17 protein-coding genes are annotated in these 18,704 nt (G+C 67.0%); 5 read left to right on the plus strand and 12 right to left on the minus strand.

The genetic code is table 11. The features are described from left to right. The 8 genes from KDB67_RS15280 to KDB67_RS15315 all read right to left on the minus strand — a co-directional run. A partial coding sequence (locus KDB67_RS15280; protein WP_291017306.1) for a CbiX/SirB N-terminal domain-containing protein occupies positions 1-607 on the minus strand: 607 nt, incomplete at its 3' end. Positions 608-636: 29 nt separating this feature from the next. After that, a complete protein-coding gene (locus KDB67_RS15285) occupies positions 637-1,881 on the minus strand; it encodes a uroporphyrinogen-III synthase (protein WP_291017279.1) in 1,245 nt (414 codons plus the stop codon). Further along, complete coding sequence (gene nirD / locus KDB67_RS15290) at positions 1,878-2,282, minus strand: nitrite reductase small subunit NirD (protein ID WP_291017308.1); 405 nt, start codon at positions 2,280-2,282, stop codon at positions 1,878-1,880. The genes KDB67_RS15285 and nirD overlap by 4 nt, the downstream gene beginning before the upstream one ends. A gap of 161 nt (positions 2,283-2,443) precedes the next feature. Then, on the minus strand, positions 2,444-5,005 hold the full coding sequence (gene nirB / locus KDB67_RS15295; protein WP_291017281.1) for a nitrite reductase large subunit NirB: 2,562 nt from the start codon (positions 5,003-5,005) through the stop codon (positions 2,444-2,446). A 52-nt stretch (positions 5,006-5,057) separates the two neighbouring features. Continuing rightward, positions 5,058-6,566 carry a nitrate/nitrite transporter gene (locus KDB67_RS15300; RefSeq protein ID WP_291017283.1) on the minus strand — a complete coding sequence of 503 codons (1,509 nt, stop codon included), beginning with the start codon at positions 6,564-6,566 and terminating at the stop codon, positions 5,058-5,060. A gap of 243 nt (positions 6,567-6,809) precedes the next feature. Beyond that, positions 6,810-7,664, minus strand: a complete 855-nt coding sequence (locus tag KDB67_RS15305) for a TIGR02569 family protein (RefSeq protein ID WP_291017285.1) — start codon at positions 7,662-7,664, stop codon at positions 6,810-6,812. A 173-nt stretch (positions 7,665-7,837) separates the two neighbouring features. Next, positions 7,838-9,013: an adenylyltransferase/sulfurtransferase MoeZ gene (gene moeZ, locus KDB67_RS15310; protein ID WP_291017288.1), complete on the minus strand. Its 1,176-nt coding sequence runs from the start codon at positions 9,011-9,013 to the stop codon at positions 7,838-7,840. 108 nt (positions 9,014-9,121) lie between these two features. Further along, complete coding sequence (locus KDB67_RS15315; RefSeq protein WP_291017310.1) at positions 9,122-10,054, minus strand: DUF3152 domain-containing protein; 933 nt, start codon at positions 10,052-10,054, stop codon at positions 9,122-9,124. Between the two features lie 247 nt (positions 10,055-10,301). On the opposite strand from KDB67_RS15315, the gene KDB67_RS15320 reads away from it, so the two are divergent. Continuing rightward, the gene (locus KDB67_RS15320; protein ID WP_291017290.1) at positions 10,302-10,952 is read left to right on the plus strand and encodes a TetR/AcrR family transcriptional regulator; all 651 of its coding nucleotides are present in this window, start codon (positions 10,302-10,304) and stop codon (positions 10,950-10,952) included. A gap of 107 nt (positions 10,953-11,059) precedes the next feature. Here KDB67_RS15320 and KDB67_RS15325 read toward each other — a convergent pair whose 3' ends face one another. Both KDB67_RS15325 and KDB67_RS15330 read right to left on the minus strand, forming a co-directional pair. Beyond that, positions 11,060-11,290, minus strand: coding sequence for a DUF3107 domain-containing protein (locus tag KDB67_RS15325; RefSeq protein ID WP_291017291.1), 231 nt, complete (start codon positions 11,288-11,290; stop codon positions 11,060-11,062). Between the two features lie 79 nt (positions 11,291-11,369). Then, positions 11,370-12,083 carry a ferritin-like fold-containing protein gene (locus tag KDB67_RS15330; RefSeq protein ID WP_291017293.1) on the minus strand — a complete coding sequence of 238 codons (714 nt, stop codon included), beginning with the start codon at positions 12,081-12,083 and terminating at the stop codon, positions 11,370-11,372. A 397-nt stretch (positions 12,084-12,480) separates the two neighbouring features. Here KDB67_RS15330 and KDB67_RS15335 point away from each other — a divergent pair, with 397 nt between their 5' ends. Beyond that, a complete protein-coding gene (locus KDB67_RS15335; protein WP_291017295.1) occupies positions 12,481-14,157 on the plus strand; it encodes a DEAD/DEAH box helicase in 1,677 nt (558 codons plus the stop codon). A 24-nt stretch (positions 14,158-14,181) separates the two neighbouring features. Beyond that, the gene (locus KDB67_RS15340; RefSeq protein ID WP_291017297.1) at positions 14,182-15,528 is read left to right on the plus strand and encodes a hypothetical protein; all 1,347 of its coding nucleotides are present in this window, start codon (positions 14,182-14,184) and stop codon (positions 15,526-15,528) included. Positions 15,529-15,548: 20 nt separating this feature from the next. Here KDB67_RS15340 and KDB67_RS15345 read toward each other — a convergent pair whose 3' ends face one another. Both KDB67_RS15345 and KDB67_RS15350 read right to left on the minus strand, forming a co-directional pair. Next, the gene (locus tag KDB67_RS15345; protein WP_291017299.1) at positions 15,549-16,340 is read right to left on the minus strand and encodes a ParA family protein; all 792 of its coding nucleotides are present in this window, start codon (positions 16,338-16,340) and stop codon (positions 15,549-15,551) included. Positions 16,341-16,399: 59 nt separating this feature from the next. After that, positions 16,400-16,795 (minus strand): hypothetical protein, encoded by a 396-nt coding sequence (locus KDB67_RS15350; protein WP_291017312.1) that lies wholly within the window; start codon positions 16,793-16,795, stop codon positions 16,400-16,402. A 188-nt stretch (positions 16,796-16,983) separates the two neighbouring features. Between KDB67_RS15350 and KDB67_RS15355 the strand changes: the two genes are divergently transcribed. Further along, positions 16,984-17,919, plus strand: a complete 936-nt coding sequence (locus KDB67_RS15355; protein ID WP_291017301.1) for a diacylglycerol kinase family protein — start codon at positions 16,984-16,986, stop codon at positions 17,917-17,919. Between the two features lie 489 nt (positions 17,920-18,408). Then, a complete protein-coding gene (locus KDB67_RS15360; protein ID WP_005190251.1) occupies positions 18,409-18,663 on the plus strand; it encodes a WhiB family transcriptional regulator in 255 nt (84 codons plus the stop codon). The last annotated feature ends 41 nt before the right edge of the window (positions 18,664-18,704 follow it).

Raw genomic sequence — 18,704 nt, forward strand, 5'->3', positions numbered from 1 at the left:
CGACGTCCATCGAGAAAAGGCGGGAGTGGAACAGGCCCGGCGCCAGCAGGTAGCTGGCGACCACGAGCTTTCCGCCCCGGCGCAGCCGTCGACGTGCCCGTGAAATGGCTTGCGGCACCGTCGGTTCAGCAGTGGCGATGAAGCCGACCTCCACCCGGCCGCCGATCAGCGACTCGAGCTGGCGGGCGGCCAGATGTACCTGACCACGGGCCGAGGCGTCCGAGGAGCCGGCCGCTGCCAGCACCACCGCGTCGCCCGGCTCCCAGCCGGCCTCGATCAGCCGCAGCCGTAGTACCGCCGCGATCACCGGGTCTGGGCCCAGGGCCCGGGTGACGATGGTCCCCGGCCGCCCCGACTCCGCAACATATCCCGGAAGATCCTGACGCACATGGTATCCCGACGCCAGGAAGGCCGGGACGACGACGGCCGGACGGTCGTCGGCGAGATCGGAGAGCACCTCGGCCGGAGTGGGGCCGAGGACGTCGACGAACGCGGTGCGGGTTGTCCCGATCCGCTCGCTCACGGCGGCGGCGATCTCGGCGATCATGTTGACGCCGTGTGGATTTCGTGTTCCGTGGGCGACGATCACGGGGTTCACGTCCCGCATCCGATCGCCGAGCGGCAATGGTGTGTTCACTATTCGTCCTCCCCGTCATATTCCAGGTCGACGGCCAGCCGGTAGCCGCGCTTGACCACTGTCTGAATCATCTTCGAATCCCCCAGCGCCGCACGGAGTCTGGCCACAGCCACCTCGACGGCATGGGTGTCGGAACTGTCACCGGGCAGCCCGGCGAGCAGATCGGTGCGCGAAACCACCCGCCCCGGGGTCACCGCGAGGGTCTTGAGCAGCGTCATGCTGGTGGCCGACAGCTCGAGCAGGTTGCCGTCGACCATCACCGACTGGCCGCGGATGGCCGTGTCGTGGCCGTGCACCCGGAGCCGGTGACTGCGCCGCGGCAGTTCCTCGGTGATCAGCCGGGCCAGCGCGCCGAGTCGGTAGCGGTGCGGGTAGATCGTCGGGACCTGCTGCGCCTCAAGCGGTCCCGCGGTCACCGAGCCCACGCAGAAGGCGGGCACCGAGGTGCGCATGGCGTGGGTGAGCGCGGCCATCTTGCCCAGTTCCTTGGCGCGGGTGAACAGCGCCGCCACCGCAGGTGCGCTGGTGAAGGTGATCGCGTCCAGGTCCGACCGGATCACCGCGGCGATCAGTTTGTCGATGCGCGCCACATCCGGATGGACCTGCCAGCGATAGACCGGCACCGGCAGCACCTCGGCCCCCGCCGCGCGCAGGACATCGCAGAAGTCCGGCAGCGGTTCCCATTCGGTGGTCGCCCCGTGCAACTGCACCGCCACCCGGAGACCGTCGACGCCTTCGTCGAGTAGTTTGTCGAGCACCTCCGACGACGACTCGCTGTCGGGGGACCACTCCTCGGTCAGGCCGGCGGCGCGGATGGCGCCCTTGGCCTTGGGGCCACGCGCGATCAGCCGGCTGCGGCCGAGCGCGGCCAGGAGACCTTCGGCATTGCCCCAGCCCTCGGCCGCCTCCACCCAGCCACGAAAACCGATACCGGTGGTGGCCACCATCAGATCCGGCGGGTCGGCGATGATCTCCTCGGTGACCTCGGCCAGCGCCGAATCGTCGGCCAGCGGCACGATCATGATCGTCGGCGCCGACAGCACGTCCGCGCCGCGCCGGTTGAGCAGAGCACCGAACTCCTCCGAGCGCCGTGCGGCGGTGATCCCGATGGTGAAACCGGTCAGCGGTAACGACGCACCGTCCGGATCGGAGCCGTCGTCGCCGGGTTCGGCGGCCACACGCTGGGCGGGGGTGGTCCGGGCCCGGCCGGGCGTCGATGCGGACGTAGTGGGACCGGTACTCATCGGTTCGGGAAGAACACCTCGACGGCGCCGTCCCGCACGATCACCGCATAGCTCGGGACCGACCGCGACTCGTCGTCGAGGCATATACCGGTGCGCAGCGAGAACGCCTGCTTGCCGAGCGGGCTGGTCACCATCGGCTCGCCGTCACGGTCGCCGGTCAGCCCACGCGAGATCACCGCGGCCCGCGAGAACGGGTCGATGTTGCCGAGGGCGTACAGCTTGCTGCGTCCGGCGGTGGCCTCGCGGTCCGATTCGGCGGCCGGCACGCGGAACAACGCGGCCTGCTCGAAATCCGGGCCGAGTACGCCGACGCCGCGGCCGATCGACAGGTCGGACAGCAGGCAGGCCCGCACCCACGTGCCGTCGACGGCGTCGGGATGCCGTGCGGTGACGTGCCGCAGGTCTGCGTCGCCCGGGGCGACCAGTGCCGCGTCGCCCGGGGCGACCAGTGCCGCGTCGGTCGGGGCGACCAGTGACTCAGTGGTGGTCTGTTGTGTTGTCATTGCAGTGCTCCTTCGGGCTGGGAAGAGCCGATGGGGTCGGGTCGGGATGTGGGCCAGGCTCACACCGAGGCCGGTGCGTCCTGCTCGGCGGGTTCCCGCGGCGCAGATGGCACGGACGGCATCGGCGGCATATCCAGCAGGACCGGCACGCGCCGTTCGTAGTCGGCGAAGCGGATCGTCGGGTCGGCGACCTCGGGAGCATTGACGAAGGAGACGAAGCGGCTCAGCTTCTCCTCGTCGTCGAGCACCGCGGCCCACTCGTCGCGGTATCCCGCGACATGACGCGCCATCGCTTCCTCCAATTCGGCGGCCAGCCCGAGGCTGTCGTCGCAGACCACCGCTTTGAGATGATCCAGTCCACCTTCCAGGGACTCCAGCCACGGCGCGGTGCGCTGCAGCCTGTCCGCGGTGCGGATGTAGAACATCAGGTACCGATCAATGTAGGCGACCAGCGTCTCGTCATCCACCCCGCCGGCCAGCAGCACGGCATGCTTGGGGCTCTGCCCGCCGTTACCGGACACGTACAGGTTCCAGCCGTGTTCGGTGGCGATGACGCCGACATCCTTGCCGCGGGCCTCGGCGCATTCGCGGGCACAGCCCGAGACACCGAACTTGATCTTGTGCGGCGAGCGCAGACCGCGGTAGCGCTTCTCCAGGAACACCGCCATGCCCACCGAATCCTGCACGCCATACCGGCACCAGGTGGATCCGACGCAGCTCTTTACCGTGCGCAGGCTCTTGCCGTATGCCTGCCCCGATTCCATGCCGGCGTCGACGAGGCGGCGCCAGATCTCCGGAAGCTGGTCGACGCGCGCGCCGAACAAGTCGATGCGCTGACCGCCGGTGATCTTGGTGTACAGGCCGTAGTCGCGGGCAATCTCGCCGATCACGATCAGCTGCTCGGGGGTCACCTCGCCGCCGGGCATCCGCGGCACCACCGAGTACGAGCCGTTCTTCTGCATGTTCGCCAGGAAATGATCGTTGGTGTCCTGCAGGGCGGCCTGCTCGCCGTCGAGGATGTGGTCGCTGGAGGTGGACGCCAGGATCGAGGCGACGGTCGGTTTGCAGATGTCGCAGCCCACCCCGGTGCCGAACCGCTCGATCAGCCCGGAGAAGGTACGGATGCCGGTCACCGAGACGATCTCGAACAGTTCGGCGCGCGACTGCGAGAAGTGTTCGCACAGCGCCTTGCTCAGTTCCACACCCGAGGCCGCGAGCAGCGACTTGACCGACGGCAGGCAGCCACCGCAGGTGGTGCCCGCGTTGGTGCAGCCCTTGATGGCAGCCAGATCGCAGGCGCCGGCAGCGATCGCCGAGCAGATGCTGCCCTTGGACACGCCGTTGCAGGAGCAGATCTCGGCGTCGTCGGGCAGCGCGTCGACGCCGATCGCCGGACCCGACGAGCTCGGCGCGATCAACGACGACGGGTCGCCGGGGATCTCGCGGCCGACCATCGGCTTGAGCATCGCGTACGCCGACGCATCGCCCACCAGGATGCCGCCGAGCAGGGTCTTGGCGTCGTCGGAGAGTACCAGCTTGGCGTACTTGCCGGCCACCGGATCGTGGTAGACGATCTCCAGTGCGTTCTCGGTGGTGCCCATCGCGTCGCCGAAGCTGGCCACGTCCACCCCGAGCAGTTTGAGCTTGGTGGACATGTCCGCCCCCGGGAACCGGCTGTCGCCGCCGAGGAGTTGGTCGGCCACCACCTCGGCGGTGGTGTAGCCGGGGGCGACCAGGCCGTAGCAGCGGCCGTCGACGGCGGCCACCTCGCCGATCGCGTACACATCGGGATCCGAAGTGCGGCAAGCATTGTCGGTGAGCACACCACCACGTTCCCCGACGTCGATGCCGGCCTCGCGGGCGAGTTGATCGCGGGGCCGCACACCGGCGGAGAACACCACCAGCGCCGCGTCGATGGTCGAGTCGTCGCTGAGCGTGACCTGCAGCATGTCCTGCTGCTCGGGGTGATCGGCGATGCTCGAGGTGCCCACGCCGGTGTGCACGTGCAGACCGAGATCGGTGATCAGGCCCTTGAGCACCGCACCGCCGCCGTCGTCGACCTGCATCGGCATCAGCCGGGGCGCGAATTCGACGACGTGCGGGGTCATGCCGAGGAGCTTGAGCGCGTTGGCGGCCTCCAGTCCGAGCAGACCACCACCGACGACCACGCCGACCGCTCCCGGCCCGGCGGCCTCCGCGGTGGCGCGGATGCCGTCGAGGTCATCGAGGGTGCGGTAGACGAAGCACCGCTGGTGGTCGTGACCGGTGACGGGCGGGACGAAGGCGTACGAGCCCGTCGCCAGGACCAGTGCGTCGTAGCCGACGACCCGGCCGCTGTCGGTGGTGACCTGCTTGGCGGACCGGTCGATCGCGGTGACCAGCTCACCGAGGTGGCTGGTCACCGCCTCGTCGCCGCTGTAGGTGTTGCCGTCGAGCGCCAGCGAATCACGCTGCCAGGAACCGACATAGGAGGACAGGGCCACCCGGTCGTAGGCGGGGTCGGCCTCTTCGCCGATCACGACCACATCCCAGTCGCCGCCGGAATCGTGGTTGCGTAGCGACTGCACGAACCTGTGTCCGACCATGCCGTGGCCTGCGACCACCACTGTCTGCCTGCTCATCTTGTTACTTCTCCTCGAACCGTGTTCGGTGTGTGCGTCCGGACGTGCGCCTTCAGGCGAGCGTCCCGGTTCCGCTCGTCGTCGAAACCTTGGGCTGTTCCGCGGTTTCTGCTGTGTCGTCAGTGATGGGGGCGGGGGCGATCGGGTCGGTGACGGCGGGCTCGACCACGATGTCGGTGGTCTGGGTGGTCAGTACGGTCTGCCGGCGGACGTAGAACCACCAGGTGATCACCGCGGCGACCACGTAGAAGGCCATGAAGATCCAGAACGCGGCGGTCGCGGACTGATTGGACTTGTAGCTGGCGCGCAGCACCAGGTTGATCCCGACACCGCCGAGTCCGCCGACCGCGCCCGCGATTCCGATCAATGCGCCCGACATCGACCGCGACCAGACGACCTTCTGCGTCGGCGACATGTCGGTACTGGCCTGTGCCTTCTCTTCCCAGATCGTCGGGATGATCTTGTACACCGAACCGTTGGCCAGACCTGACAGGATGAACAGCACGATGAAGCCGATGACCAGGCCGACGAGGTGGCCGGTCTCGATGACCTTGCCGTTGTTGTCGGCGGCGGTGGCGGCGAACACCAGGATCGCCGCTCCGAAGGTCATACCGATAAATGTGTACAGCGTCACCTTGCCACCGCCGATGCGGTCGGCGAGTTTGCCGCCGTAGGGCCGGGACAGGGAGCCGAGCAGCGGGCCGATCCAAGCGATCTGCGCCGCGGCGAGCGCGGGCTTGGCCGCACCCGCGGAGGTGAAGCTGAGGTTCAGCACCTGGGCGAAGGCGAAACCGAAACCGATGAACGAGCCGAAGGTGCCCACGTACAGGATGCCGATGATCCAGGTGTCGCGGTACTTGAGGCAGTCGACCATCGCTTTGGCGCTCGATGTCTGATGATCGAGGTTGTCCATGAACAGGGCCGCGCCGATACCTGCGATCACCAGGAACACCAGGTAGAACATGCACACCAGTTCGGGCCGATCGGCGGCCAGCCAGATGACGATCAGGCCGATGATCTGGATCGCGGGCACGCCGATGTTGCCGCCGCCGGCGTTGAGGCCCAGTGCCCAGCCCTTGAGGCGCTGCGGATAGAACGCGTTGATGTTCGTCATCGACGACGCGAAGTTGCCACCACCGAAACCGCTGATCGCCGCGACGGCGAGGAACCAGCCGAACCCGAACTCACCCGGATTCATCATCAGCATGATGATGAGGCCGGTGGGAATGAGCAGCACGACGGCACTGAAGATGGCCCAGTTGCGACCGCCGAAACGCGCGGTGGCCTGGGTGTAAGGGATACGCAGGCACGAGCCGACGAGGGTCGCCGTGGCCGCGATCACGAACTTCTGATCGACACTGATCCCGTATTCCGGGCCCATGAACAGTGCCATCACCGAGAACATCGACCAGATGGAGAATCCGACGTGCTCGCAGATCACACTCCACAGCAGATTGCGCTTGGCGATCGCGGCATTGCCGTTGTCCCAGGCCTCCCGGTCTTCGGGATCCCAATCGGTGATCGTGCGGTCACGCCGCAAGTTGGTCAACAGAGTCGACATATGGTTTCCCCTTGGATCATCTATCGGGTGGCACCGGCGACCTTCGGTCCGGACCGGCCGCGTGTCTGTGCACGCTGCGAGGTCTGCCGATGGCTGCGCCGGTATGTCACCGACCCCGATGTCGGTTGAGATCCAAGGTAGGAACCGCGTGTTTCACGGTTTTGCCCGTCGGTGACCGAACAATCACGTTGTTCTCACATCACCCCGGCCGCCGTGAGAGGTGCCCGGCGGCCGTGTCACGCTCTAAACGAGCCACCCCACCAGGTCGACGACGCGCAGCAACCCGGGCAGCGCACCGCAGGAGGACCGGGGGTGCAGTGCATGGACCGCCAGACGGAACATGGTGGCACGCAACAACATCTGTGGCCACTCGTCTTGATCGGCCCAGCGGTTGACCAGATCGTCGTCGGCACCGCCCCAGGCCAGCGCATCGACCACAGCCACCGCCGACCCCCACTCCGCGGGTCGCCAGTAGGGAACGATGTCGGTGATCCCGGGGGCCGCGGCACCGGCGAACAGCACCGTGCCGAACAGGTCGCCGTGCACCACCTGCGACTGCATCTCCACCGGTTTACGCAGCTTGGCGAGCATCTTGAGGGCTTCCACACTGGTATGCCCGTCGACCGTGGTGTGTTCTGCCATACCCGCCGCGTGCGCCGAACGCAGTGGCGGATCTTCCCAAGCCGCACGGTCGGCGGCCACGAACACGTCGACATCGCTGTGCGGTGGCGCCGGCGGCTGCACCAGGAAACGCGCCATCCCGACTCCCGCGAGGGCCGTGTGCAGGCGGTCGGCCACTGACAGCACCTCGTCGTGACGTGGCTCGGGGCTGCCGGCGATGTAGGAGTCGGCGCGCCACCCCGACACCACATACCGGCCGTCGGCGGCCCGGTACGGACGCGCGATACGCAGCCCGTCGACGTACAGGTTCTCGCGGACCTTCGCCGACCAGGCGGCCCGGGTGTAGTCGGGCACGAGGGACAGTACTACCTCACCCACACGCCAGCCACTGTGCCACGAATCGGCAAGTGCTATCGGCGGGTGCGCCGTAAGGCCGAACGCAGCGAGCACATGATCAGGCGGGGCAATCGGAGTCACGCAAGAAAGATTACCGAGGCAAACTTGTTAATTCACCTAACGACACGAATATCCATCTAGATTTTACGTGTGATCCGGTCCGACGGACAGCACCCGAACGGTCTACTACCAACTGGTAGTAGACCGTTCGCAGCGTAACGATCGAAGTGCGACTAGCGATTACGCAGCCCCTATCAGTACACCGGAAGCGACGGTTCCACCTGGTGAGCCCACGCCGTCACACCGCCCTGCAGGTGCGTGGCATCGGCGAAACCGGCCCGTTTGAGCGCGGCCAGCGCCTCCGCCGACCGGATCCCCGTCTTGCAGTACAGCACCGTCGGCCGGTCCTGCGGAATCTTCGCCAGTCCCGCACCCGACAGGATGTCACCCTTGGGGACCAATTCGGCACCGTCGATATGCACGATGTCCCACTCCACCGGCTCCCGCACGTCGATCAGCGCGAATCGCTCCCCGGCGTCGAACTTCGCCTTCAACTCCGTCGCCGTCAGCGTCGATCCGGTCGCGGCGTCGGCCGCCTCCGCCGACACCACGCCGCAGAACTCGTCATAGTCGATGAGTTCGGTGATCCTCGCACCGTCCGGGTCCTTCCGGATCCGGATGGTGCGGTAGGTCATGTCGAGGGCGTCGTACACCATCAGCCTGCCCAGCAACGGCTCACCGATCCCGCAGATCAACTTGATCGCCTCTGTACCCATGATCGACCCGATCGACGCGCACAGGATGCCCAGCACTCCGCCCTCGGCGCAGGAGGGCACCATCCCCGGCGGCGGCGCCTGCGGGTACAGATCCCGATAGTTGATGCCCCGCCCGTCCGGCGCGTCCTCCCAGAACACCGACGCCTGCCCCTCGAACCGGTAGATCGAACCCCACACATACGGCTTGTGCGCCAGCACCGCGGCATCGTTCACCAGATACCGGGTCGCGAAGTTGTCCGTACCGTCCAGGATCAGGTCGTACTCGCCGAACAACGCCACCGCACCCTCGGCCTCCAGCCGCTGCTGATGCAGATTCACCGTCACATACGGGTTGATCTCCCGGATCGAATCACGGGCGCTCTCCCCCTTCGGCCGACCCACATCGGACCGGCCGTGGATCACCTGCCGCTGCAGATTCGACTCGTCCACCACATCGAACTCGACGATCCCGATGGTGCCCACACCCGCCGCGGCCAGATACAGCAGCGTCGGCGAACCCAGGCCGCCCGCACCGATCACCAGCACCTTTGCGTTCTTCAACCGCTTCTGCCCGTCCATACCCACATCGGGGATGATCAGGTGCCGGCTGTACCGGGCGACCTCGTCGTTGCTGAGCTCGGCCGCCGGCTGCACCAGCGGAGGAAGAGAAGACACGGCAAACTCCTGTGTTGGACTGGTCTTGTCTACCGGTCAACTCCACAGGCGGCCCGGGTAATCCCGACCGGCGACGATTCGACAGCGGGTCTCACCCCTTGCCTGATATCACCCCTTGTCTGGAAACGGCCAGGGATTCGGTTTGCAGACGAACGACGGATCCGCGTCGATGTCGGGATCGAACGACAGGATGTCCTTGTTGGACACACCGAACGACTGCTGCATCATCACCGGGGCCAGCGCCCCGTTACGCGGACACGGAAGATGATGCTCGTACCCGATGCCGTGCCCCACCTCGTGATTGATCAGATACTGCCGATACAGCAGGTCATCGCCCTGATACGAATGCGCCCCGCGCACCCAGCGGGCCTCGTTGAGCACCACCCGCTGGTCCGGCGGGTAGTAGCAGCTGGTTTCCAGTTTGATCTGATACCCGCACAGCTCCCGCGCCGTTCCCGACGACGTCAACGAAATCCGCAGATCAGGATCGCCGGAGGCGACCCGCCGGAAGGCGACCTTGCCGTCGCCGATCCAGCTGCGCGGGTTGGCCAGCGTCGCCTCGACCATCTTCGCGAACGTCGACTCCCCACCGAAATCCTGCGGGTTGACACCGTCCTCGACCTCGACCGTGTACGTGAACACCTGCCCGGTGCCGACCTGCTCACCACGTCCTTTGACCTGGTGATATACCTTCTCACCCTGCGCGGTGAACGAACCGCCCGACGGCAGGACGCCCGCGGGCATCGCATCGGGATCGACCTGTTCGCTCGGCGCTCCGATCGCGGTGGTCGCCTCGTTGATGTTGGTGTTGCGGGCCGTCAGATCGGCAGGGCTCTCCGGCTGCGCGGGCTTGCCGCCGTCCCGGAAGGTCAGCACCAGCAATATCACCGTCAGCACCGCCAACGCCGGAATCACGTAGGTGCGCCACCCATAGGTGGACAGCACACGTCCGAATGCGTTGGGCCTGCGCCGCTTGGACCACTCGTCCGGACCCGCCGGACGACGTCCGCCGATGTCTGTGGGATCCCACCGCGCCTGCAACGGCTGGTCCGGATTGGGCCGATTCCACCGTTCCTGCGCAGGTCCGGGAGAACCGGACCCCGAACCCGGCCGCGAACCGTACTCACCTTTCTCTGGGCCACTCACCAATCAACCTTCTCATAGGCCACGCGGAATGCCGTACACGTGCGCTCCGCGGCCTGTCCGGAACCCTCGACCGCCACTGCGCAGCCACCGCCGCGGTCCCGCCCGAACCGACACCGCGCCCGGGCACGGGTACTCTCAGAGCATGTCGACTGCCACGAATTCACCCGCCAACGCGGGACGCAGCACGCGCTTGCCGCGCAGTGCGCGCAGGTTGCAGTTGCTGGAAGCGGCCAGCGAGATCTTCGTCGAACGCGGATACCACTCCGCGGGCATGGACGAGATCGCGATCCACGCCGGAGTCAGCAAACCTGTTCTCTACCAGCACTTCCCCTCCAAACTCGACCTGTACCTCGCGGTCGTCGACTCCCACGCCGAAAAGCTGGTCAGCGACGTCAACGCCGCCCTGCTCACCACCACCGACAACAAGCAGCGCGTACGGGCGGCGGTCAAAGCCTTCTTCGACTTCATAGACGAGGACAACTCCGGCTACCGGCTGATCTTCTCCTCCGACGCCATGGACCCGGCCGTCATCCGCCGCATCGAAAGCGCCACCGAAGGCTGCGTCGACGCCGTGTACGGCCTCGTCATGCACGACTCCGGATTCGACCCGCACCGTTCCCGGATGCTCGCCGCGGGTCTCGTCGGCGCCAGCCAGGTCAACGCCCGATACTGGCTCGAAGCCAAACGTCCCGTCGACAAACAAACCGCCATCGACACGACCGTCGCCCTGCTCTGGGGAGGCCTGTCCCACGTGCCTCTGCAAGGATCGGCGGTGGGATCGGACTCGGCGTGAGATCGGCGGCCGGATCTGCCCTGTCACAGAGCGGGGTGACCGGCTGCTTGCAGGAAATCGGGAGGGCTCCGGTCAGCGACCGGAGCCCTCCCGATTTCCGTGTTCCGTCAGGAACCGAAGCCGACCTTACGGACCTCGGCGGCACCGACCTCGACGTAGGCGATCTTCGCGGCCGGGACCAGGATCCGCGACCCCTTCTCGTCGGTCAGTTCCAGGATCGTCTCATCGCCGGCGAGCACGCCCCGCACCGCGGCGTACGCATCGTCACTCGACAGCGCGGACTGCACGGCCAGCTCACGCGGGCTGTCGACGATCCCGATCTTCACTTCTACGGCCATGACCACCCTTTTCACTCCGTAGCCGGGACGCCCGGCCTCACATCAGCTTCACCTACGTTAGTGCAGGATCACGACGCCGCTACACGAGCCCGAGATCGGCCATCCGTTCGGCATGACGTTGCTCGACCGTGTCGAAGAACGTGGCGACGCCCTGCAACGACGTCACGCCGGAGAACAGCAGGTCGGTGACGTCCTCCTCGGCCGCCAGGACCCACTGGGCGTGGGTGACTGCCTCACCGAGGAGCCTGCGGGCCCAGAGCTTGAGCGGTGCGGCGATGTCGGGGTCGCGGGCGATCGCGGCACGCACCTCGGCGCACGCGAACTGCGAGTTGTCGGTCTGGGACATGACCTCGCGGATCACGTCACCGATCGGGACGGCAGGCACGACGTCGACGAACTCGGAGTAGAAGTCGGCGGCGAGATTGTCGCCGATGTAGGCCTTGATGAGCACTTCGTTCCAGTTCGACGGCGTGGTGGCGCCGTGGTACTGGTCGAAGACCCGCCGGTAGCGGGCGATGGCGGCAACCGGGTCGATACCGGCGTCGCGAAGATGATTCTCAAGAGTCGAGTAGTGGTCCACCTCGGCGGCGATCATCTTGCCGAGCGAAATCTGGCCGGCGGGGCCGGGCGCAAGCTGCGATTCGATCATCAGCCGGGTGAAGGCGGCGTGTTCTCCGGCGAGCAGGATCGCGAACAGTTTGGCGGTGGCTGGTGCCTCCGAAATCGCGGCTTGACCGGCGTCCGGCGCGGCCCGGCCGGCGCGGTCCCCCGAGGGCGCGGCTGTTGAGGTCATCCTCCGATCGTAGGCACTGCGGCCGGGTGGTACCAACTGCAAGTACACTGTCCCGTGGTGTCATCGGCGATCGTCATGTTCGTCGGCCTGTGAGTCCGCGGTTCTTGGTTCATGGTTCTTGGTTCATGGGCGACTCGACCCGCCGACCGGGGAGTTCGCTTGCGGATCTCCCGAGACGGTCCCGGCACCTGACTTGTGCGCGCACAACCTGAGCACAATCGCGATCACCAGGTCGCCTCGCGCGCGAACGCGCCTATCGCGTTCGGCGCCGGGAAGCCGGTCTGGGGTCGCCCGGCACTGCCGTTCCGCCCCGCGCGGTGTGGCTGACGGGGACGATTCGTCCACAGCTGAGTAGGTGCGTGCGTGCTGACGCAATACCGAAAGGCTCCAATCGAATATGTCCACCCCTCAAAACACCGGCCCTCAAAACACCGGCCCTCAAAACACCGGAAACGATGACGTCCGGACGACCATCGTCGACGAATCCCATGTGCCGCCGACGTTCGCAGAACTCGGCGTCGACCCGCAGATCGTCGACGTGCTGATCGAGGACGGCAAGTCCCACACCTTCGCCATCCAGGAACTGACGCTTCCGCTGGCGATGGCCGGCGACGACCTCATCGGCCAGGCCCGCACCGGCATGGGCAAGACGTTCGGGTTCGGCGTTCCGCTGCTGCATCGCCTCGCGAACGCCGACGACGCCGGGATCCGTGCCCTCGACACGACGCCGCGTGCCCTGATCATCGTCCCGACCCGCGAGCTGTGCATCCAGGTCACCGGCGACATCGAACTGGCCGCCAAGAAGATCCGCGTCCCCGCCGGCGAGGGTACCCGCCCGCTGAGCGTGACCTCGATCTACGGTGGCCGTCCGTACGAGTCGCAGATCGCCGAGTTGCGGTCGGGTGTCGACGTCGTGATCGGTACCCCCGGCCGCCTCCTCGACCTCGCGCAGCAGGGGCATCTGATCCTCGGCAAGGTGCAGATCCTCGTGCTCGATGAGGCCGACGAGATGCTTGACCTGGGCTTCCTGCCCGATATCGAACGCATCATGGCAAGCCTGCCCGCGGACCGGCAGACGATGCTGTTCTCGGCGACGATGCCGGGCCCGATCGTCACCCTGGCGCGCACATTCCTGAACCGGCCGACGCACATCCGCGCTGAACAGGCCAACGATTCGGCCGTGCACGACCGCACCACCCAGTTCGTCTATCGTGCGCATGCGCTGGACAAGGCCGAGCTGGTGGCCCGCATCCTGCAGGCCGAGGGCCGCGGCGCCACCATGATCTTCACCCGCACCAAGCGAACCGCGCAGAAGGTGGCCGACGACCTGGCCGAACGCGGCTTCAAAGTGGGTGCGGTGCACGGCGACCTGGGGCAGGTGGCCCGCGAGAAGGCGCTCAAGAAGTTCCGTGAGGGCAAGATCGACGTGCTGGTCGCCACCGATGTCGCCGCGCGCGGCATCGACATCGACGATGTGACACACGTCATCAACTATCAGTGCCCCGAGGACGACAAGACGTACGTGCACCGCATCGGCCGCACGGGCCGGGCCGGCCGCACCGGTATCGCCGTCACCCTCGTCGACTGGGACGAGCTGCACCGCTGGGAGCTGATCAATTCGGCACTCGGCATCGGTGTGCCCGAGCCGGTGGAGACGTATTCGACGTCGGAGAATCTGCGCGACGACCTGAACATCCCGGAATCGGCGACGGGCCGCATCGCACCGCCGCCACGCACCGAGTCAACCGAGCCCCGCCCGCGCCGGGAACGTCCCGCATCGACCCGCACCCGCACCCGCCGGCGGACCCGCGGCGGCAGGACGGCCGACGGGAACGAGAGCACCGAGTCAGCGGCCCCGGAAACCGCCGATTCTCCGGATTCCCCGGAAACCCTCGATACCGGCGACACCACGGAGAACACAGAGCAGACGCCGGCGACCGCGGCCGAGGACGCCCCGAAGGCACCGCGCAAGCGCCGCCGCAGGCGGGGCGGATCGGGCCGCAAGCCGGCCCGGGACACGGCCGGCGGTGCGGCCGCCTCCGCCGAGCCGGTGGCCGTGCCCGCCGCCGAATGACCTTCCGCGCTACTCTGGGGCGCCATGGCGCGTAGTCGGCCCCGAGTCGCACCGGAACGGCGGACCCGGATCGATCTGCTGATCAGCGCACTGATCATCGTGGTTGTGCTGATGGCGGGGGCGGTGATCTGGTGGTTCAGTCCGGTGCGGCACACCACCTCGGACCGGGCGCACCGCGTCGTCCCGGCCGCGAAACCGGCCACCACCGTCCCGGCGGCACTGGTCCCGCTCTGGCAGGCGCCATCGGCGGCCACCACCGTCGCGGCCCTGTCCCGGTCGCTGGTGATCACCGGCGACGACGGATCGGTGATCGGCCGCGACCCGGCGACCGGATCGCAGGTGTGGCGCTACCACCGCAACCGGCGACTGTGTGCGGTGCTGGGCGCCTGGCGCGACTCCCACGACACGGTCCTGTCGGTGTACGGCAACTCGCGCGGTTGCGGCGAGGTGACCGCCCTCGACGGCGACACGGGTGCCCGGACCGGGGCGCGGACCAGTGACGCCGACGACGCCGTGAACCTCGCCGGCGGCTCCGGTTATGTGCTGGCACAGGGCCGCACCCGGTTGGAGACATGGGGCACCAACCTCGTGCGCGGCATCGAGTACGGCCGGGTCGACGCGCCGGTCAAACCCGACGCACAACCGCAACGCACCGGTTGTGACATCTCGTCAGCGGTGCTGGGCGCCGACCGGCTCGCCCTCATCGAACACTGCGACGACGACAGCGGATACCGGCTGACCGTCCTCGGCGTCAACCAGGACGACGACGAGAAGGTCCGCCAGTTCGGGTCCACCATCATCACCCGCGGCACCGCCGACGGCCCCCCGCCCGCGGTAGTGGCGATGAGCAGCAGCGCCATCGCCGTCTACGACGGCGGCGCCAACCCGCCCGAACCCGACACGGCACCGGCCGCCGACGCCGCCACCCCGCGCCGTGCCGCGATCCGGCAATTCAGCACCGACGGTGTTCAGCGGCGCACCAACACCGTCAACGGCCCCCGCGCCCTACCCGCCGCGAACGCGGCGATCACCTCGGACGGCCTGACCACGTTCTGGACCGGCAGCGCGACGGTGGTCCTCGACGCCGGCAGCATGCGGCCCGCCTTCCAGGTGCCGGGCACACTCGGGCCGGGACAGATCATGGCCGGCAAACTGCTGCTGCCCATCGCGTCGGGAATCAGCGTGCGCGATCCGGCGACGATGCGGGAGACCCGCACGATCCGCTATCCTCGCGCGGGCTACGACAAGGCAAGCCACGACAAAGCGGGCCACGATATGGAAACCGACCGCATGATCACACTGCGGGTGCTCGGCGACCGGATAGTCGAGCAGTGGGGTTCGACCGTGGCCGCATACGGCCCACCCGCCTGAACTCGGCCGACAACCGAAAGTCAGGACAGCTCGGACGTGCGTACCGGTTCGCCCGCCTCCCAATGCTTCCACAGGTTCTCGGCAAGTTCGCGATAAGCGGTGGCACCCTTGTTCTTTCGGCCCCGCATCACCGACACGCCCGATGCCGACGCCTCCGCGAACCGCACCGTCCGCGGGATCGGCGGATCGAGCACCGGCAACCCGTATCGGTCGGCGACATCTGAGAGCACATCCCGGCTGTGGGTGGTACGTGAGTCGAACAGCGTGGCCACCGCCCCCAGCAACTGCAGCTGCGGATTGGTGATCTGCTGAACCTCGGTGACAGTACGCATCAACTGCCCGACACCGCGATGGGCCAGCGTCTCACACTGCAACGGCACGATCACCTGATCGGCCGCGGTCAACCCGTTCAGGGTGAGGACACCCAGCGACGGCGGACAATCGACCAGGATGACATCAAAATCCTCGGCAACCTCGGCAAGCGCCCGCTTGAGCGCATACTCACGTCCCGGCCGCATCAACAGCAGCGCCTCGGCACCCGCCAGATCGATTGTCGCCGGCAACAACGTCACGTTGTCGTCGGTATTGAGCAGCACATCGGCGATCTCCTCATCGCCGAGCAGCACGTCGTGCACCGACGCCTCCAACTCGTCCGGGTTGTGACCCAGCGAGAACGTCAGACAACCCTGCGGGTCGAGATCGACGACGAGCACCGACGCATCCAGATCGGCCAGCGCGGCCCCCAATGAAGCGACGGTGGTCGTCTTGGCCACGCCGCCCTTCTGATTCGCGACGGCAAGAATCCGTGTCATGCCATAACCATACGAGGTTCCATTCCTCGACGTACATCACAAGCACGCCCGAGCAGACCTCAGGCTCCGGACGAGCCGCCGCCATCGGGTGCGCGCGGTGCCGGTGGCCGCGCATCCGGCGCGTAGTCGTTGGCCAGCCACTGCACCGACGACGGCATGAACAACAACACCAGAACGCCGATCGCGATCAACGCGAGCGGAACTCCGAAAACCGCCTGACCACTGGTCACCAAGTAGTAGGACACCGGCAGCAACAAGATCTGCGCCACCAACGAGATCGCCCGGCCCCAACGGCGCCCGAACCATAGCGCGGCACCCCCGGCCAGCACCCCGCCGAAAATGATCCCGAACCACGCAGCCGTGCCATACCCGCTGATAGCGGCCTCTTTATGACCGGCGGCCTCACGAATCACCAGCACCACCGCCACGACGATCGCCGCCGCGCCCTGCGCCATCGTTATCGCGCCCGCGATCCGTACGAATCTGGGCGCCGCATCGGTATCCGGGACACCCGCGGACCGATCCACGCCATCGGCGCCGCCGCTCCCGCCGGGACGATTCTCACTCACGCAGACCACCCTATGCGCCGCACGCCGCACCGCGAATTCGGCTCCACGCCCCCGACCCCATATCCTGTGTTCTCGTGCGCGTCATGCTGATCGTCAACCCCTTTGCCACCGCCACCACCGCGGCGGGCCGCGATGCGCTCGTCCACACCCTGGAGTCGCGATTCAAGGTCGACGTGGAACACACGACGCACCGCGGACACGCCAGCGAACTCGGCGCCCGCGCCGTCGCCGAGGGTCACGATGCCGTCCTCGTCCACGGTGGCGACGGAACCGTCAACGAAACCGTCAACGGCATGCTCGGTGCCCCCGCCGAGTTCGCCGCCCGCCCACGGCCTCAGCTCGGCGTCATCCCCGGTGGCAGCGCCAACGTCTTCGCCCGCACCTTCGGCGTCGACGCCGATCCTCTCGTCGCCACGCGCCAGCACATCGGACTCCTGGAAACCGGACAATACCGCTCCATCGGCCTCGCCCACACCGCCGACCGCTGGTTCCTGTTCAACACCGGCATGGGTATGGACGCCATCGTCGTCCGCGAAATGGAACGCAAACGGCACGCCGGCAAAGCAGCGACCCCCACTCGCTACTTCTGGACCACCGTCACCTCGTTCTTCGCCAACGCCACCAACCCCGCGCACTTCACGGCACATGTACCCGGCCGCGACCCCATCGACGGCGTCAAATTCGGCTTCGTCAGCAACACCAGCCCCTGGACCTACCTCGGCACCCGTGAGATCCGCACCAACCCCGGAACCGGGTTCGACACCGGCCTGGGCCTGTTCGCCGCCACCTCCACCTCGGTCCTGCGCAACATCCCCCTGGCCACCCGGCTGCTGACCCAGCGTCCGCCCAAAGCCCGCCATCTCTACCGCAACGACGACCTCGACTGGATCCGGTTCGAAGCCGACACGCCGCTCGACGTCCAGATGGACGGCGACTACATCGGCACCCACACCCAGCTGAGCTTCGGTCAGCGCGCCAACGCCATAGACGTGGTCGCGCCTGCGCCATAGACATGGTCGCGCCTGCGCCGGATCTGTGATCAGTTCAGTTCCGCTGACCCCGAACCGATCACGCGGCCACGACACGTAGCGACCGACATCGGCCTGTCACCTGGGGTTTTACGGTGACCCGGAGAAAGTTACTCGTGAGTAACGCATGGCCGCGCGAGATTCAAGTGCTAGTGCAAAATGTCACAAACGGACACATATTCGCAAAATATCCGGTGACAGCAGAAGCTTCCGGGGGTAGCGTAGTGCATCGGTACACAACCGGTGCATCCACCCCCCGACATAGCTCCGCAGCCCGCGTGCTATAGGCCGAAAGGGTGATATTGCACACGTGTTAACCGAACACCATTGACTTCGGCTGAATTCGTGAAAGTATTCACAAGCAACAGCGCGGAAACATTAGGTGACTCCGTGTTAACGATCGGTTACAGCCACCCGAGTTTTATAGGCATCATCGAGCCGTGCGCGCAGCACGCAGAAGGAGTAGTTGGAATGGACTGGCGGCACAAGGCCATCTGTCGTGACGAGGATCCGGAACTGTTCTTCCCGGTGGGAACGAGCGGCCCGGCTATCGCACAGATCGCCGACGCGAAGCTTGTCTGCGGCCGGTGCCCGGTCACTGCCGAGTGCCTGTCGTGGGCACTGGAGTCCGGTCAGGACGCAGGCGTCTGGGGCGGTATGAGCGAGGACGAGCGTCGCGCTCTCAAGCGCAGGAACGCGCGGACCCGTACCCGCAGCTCCGTATAGCAAACGGCTCCTCCGGACGTCGTCTGCCGGATGGCCGCACA

Origin of the sequence: Gordonia sp. (in: high G+C Gram-positive bacteria) (assembly GCF_020438995.1) — a bacterium.
Classification (GTDB): domain Bacteria; phylum Actinomycetota; class Actinomycetes; order Mycobacteriales; family Mycobacteriaceae; genus Gordonia.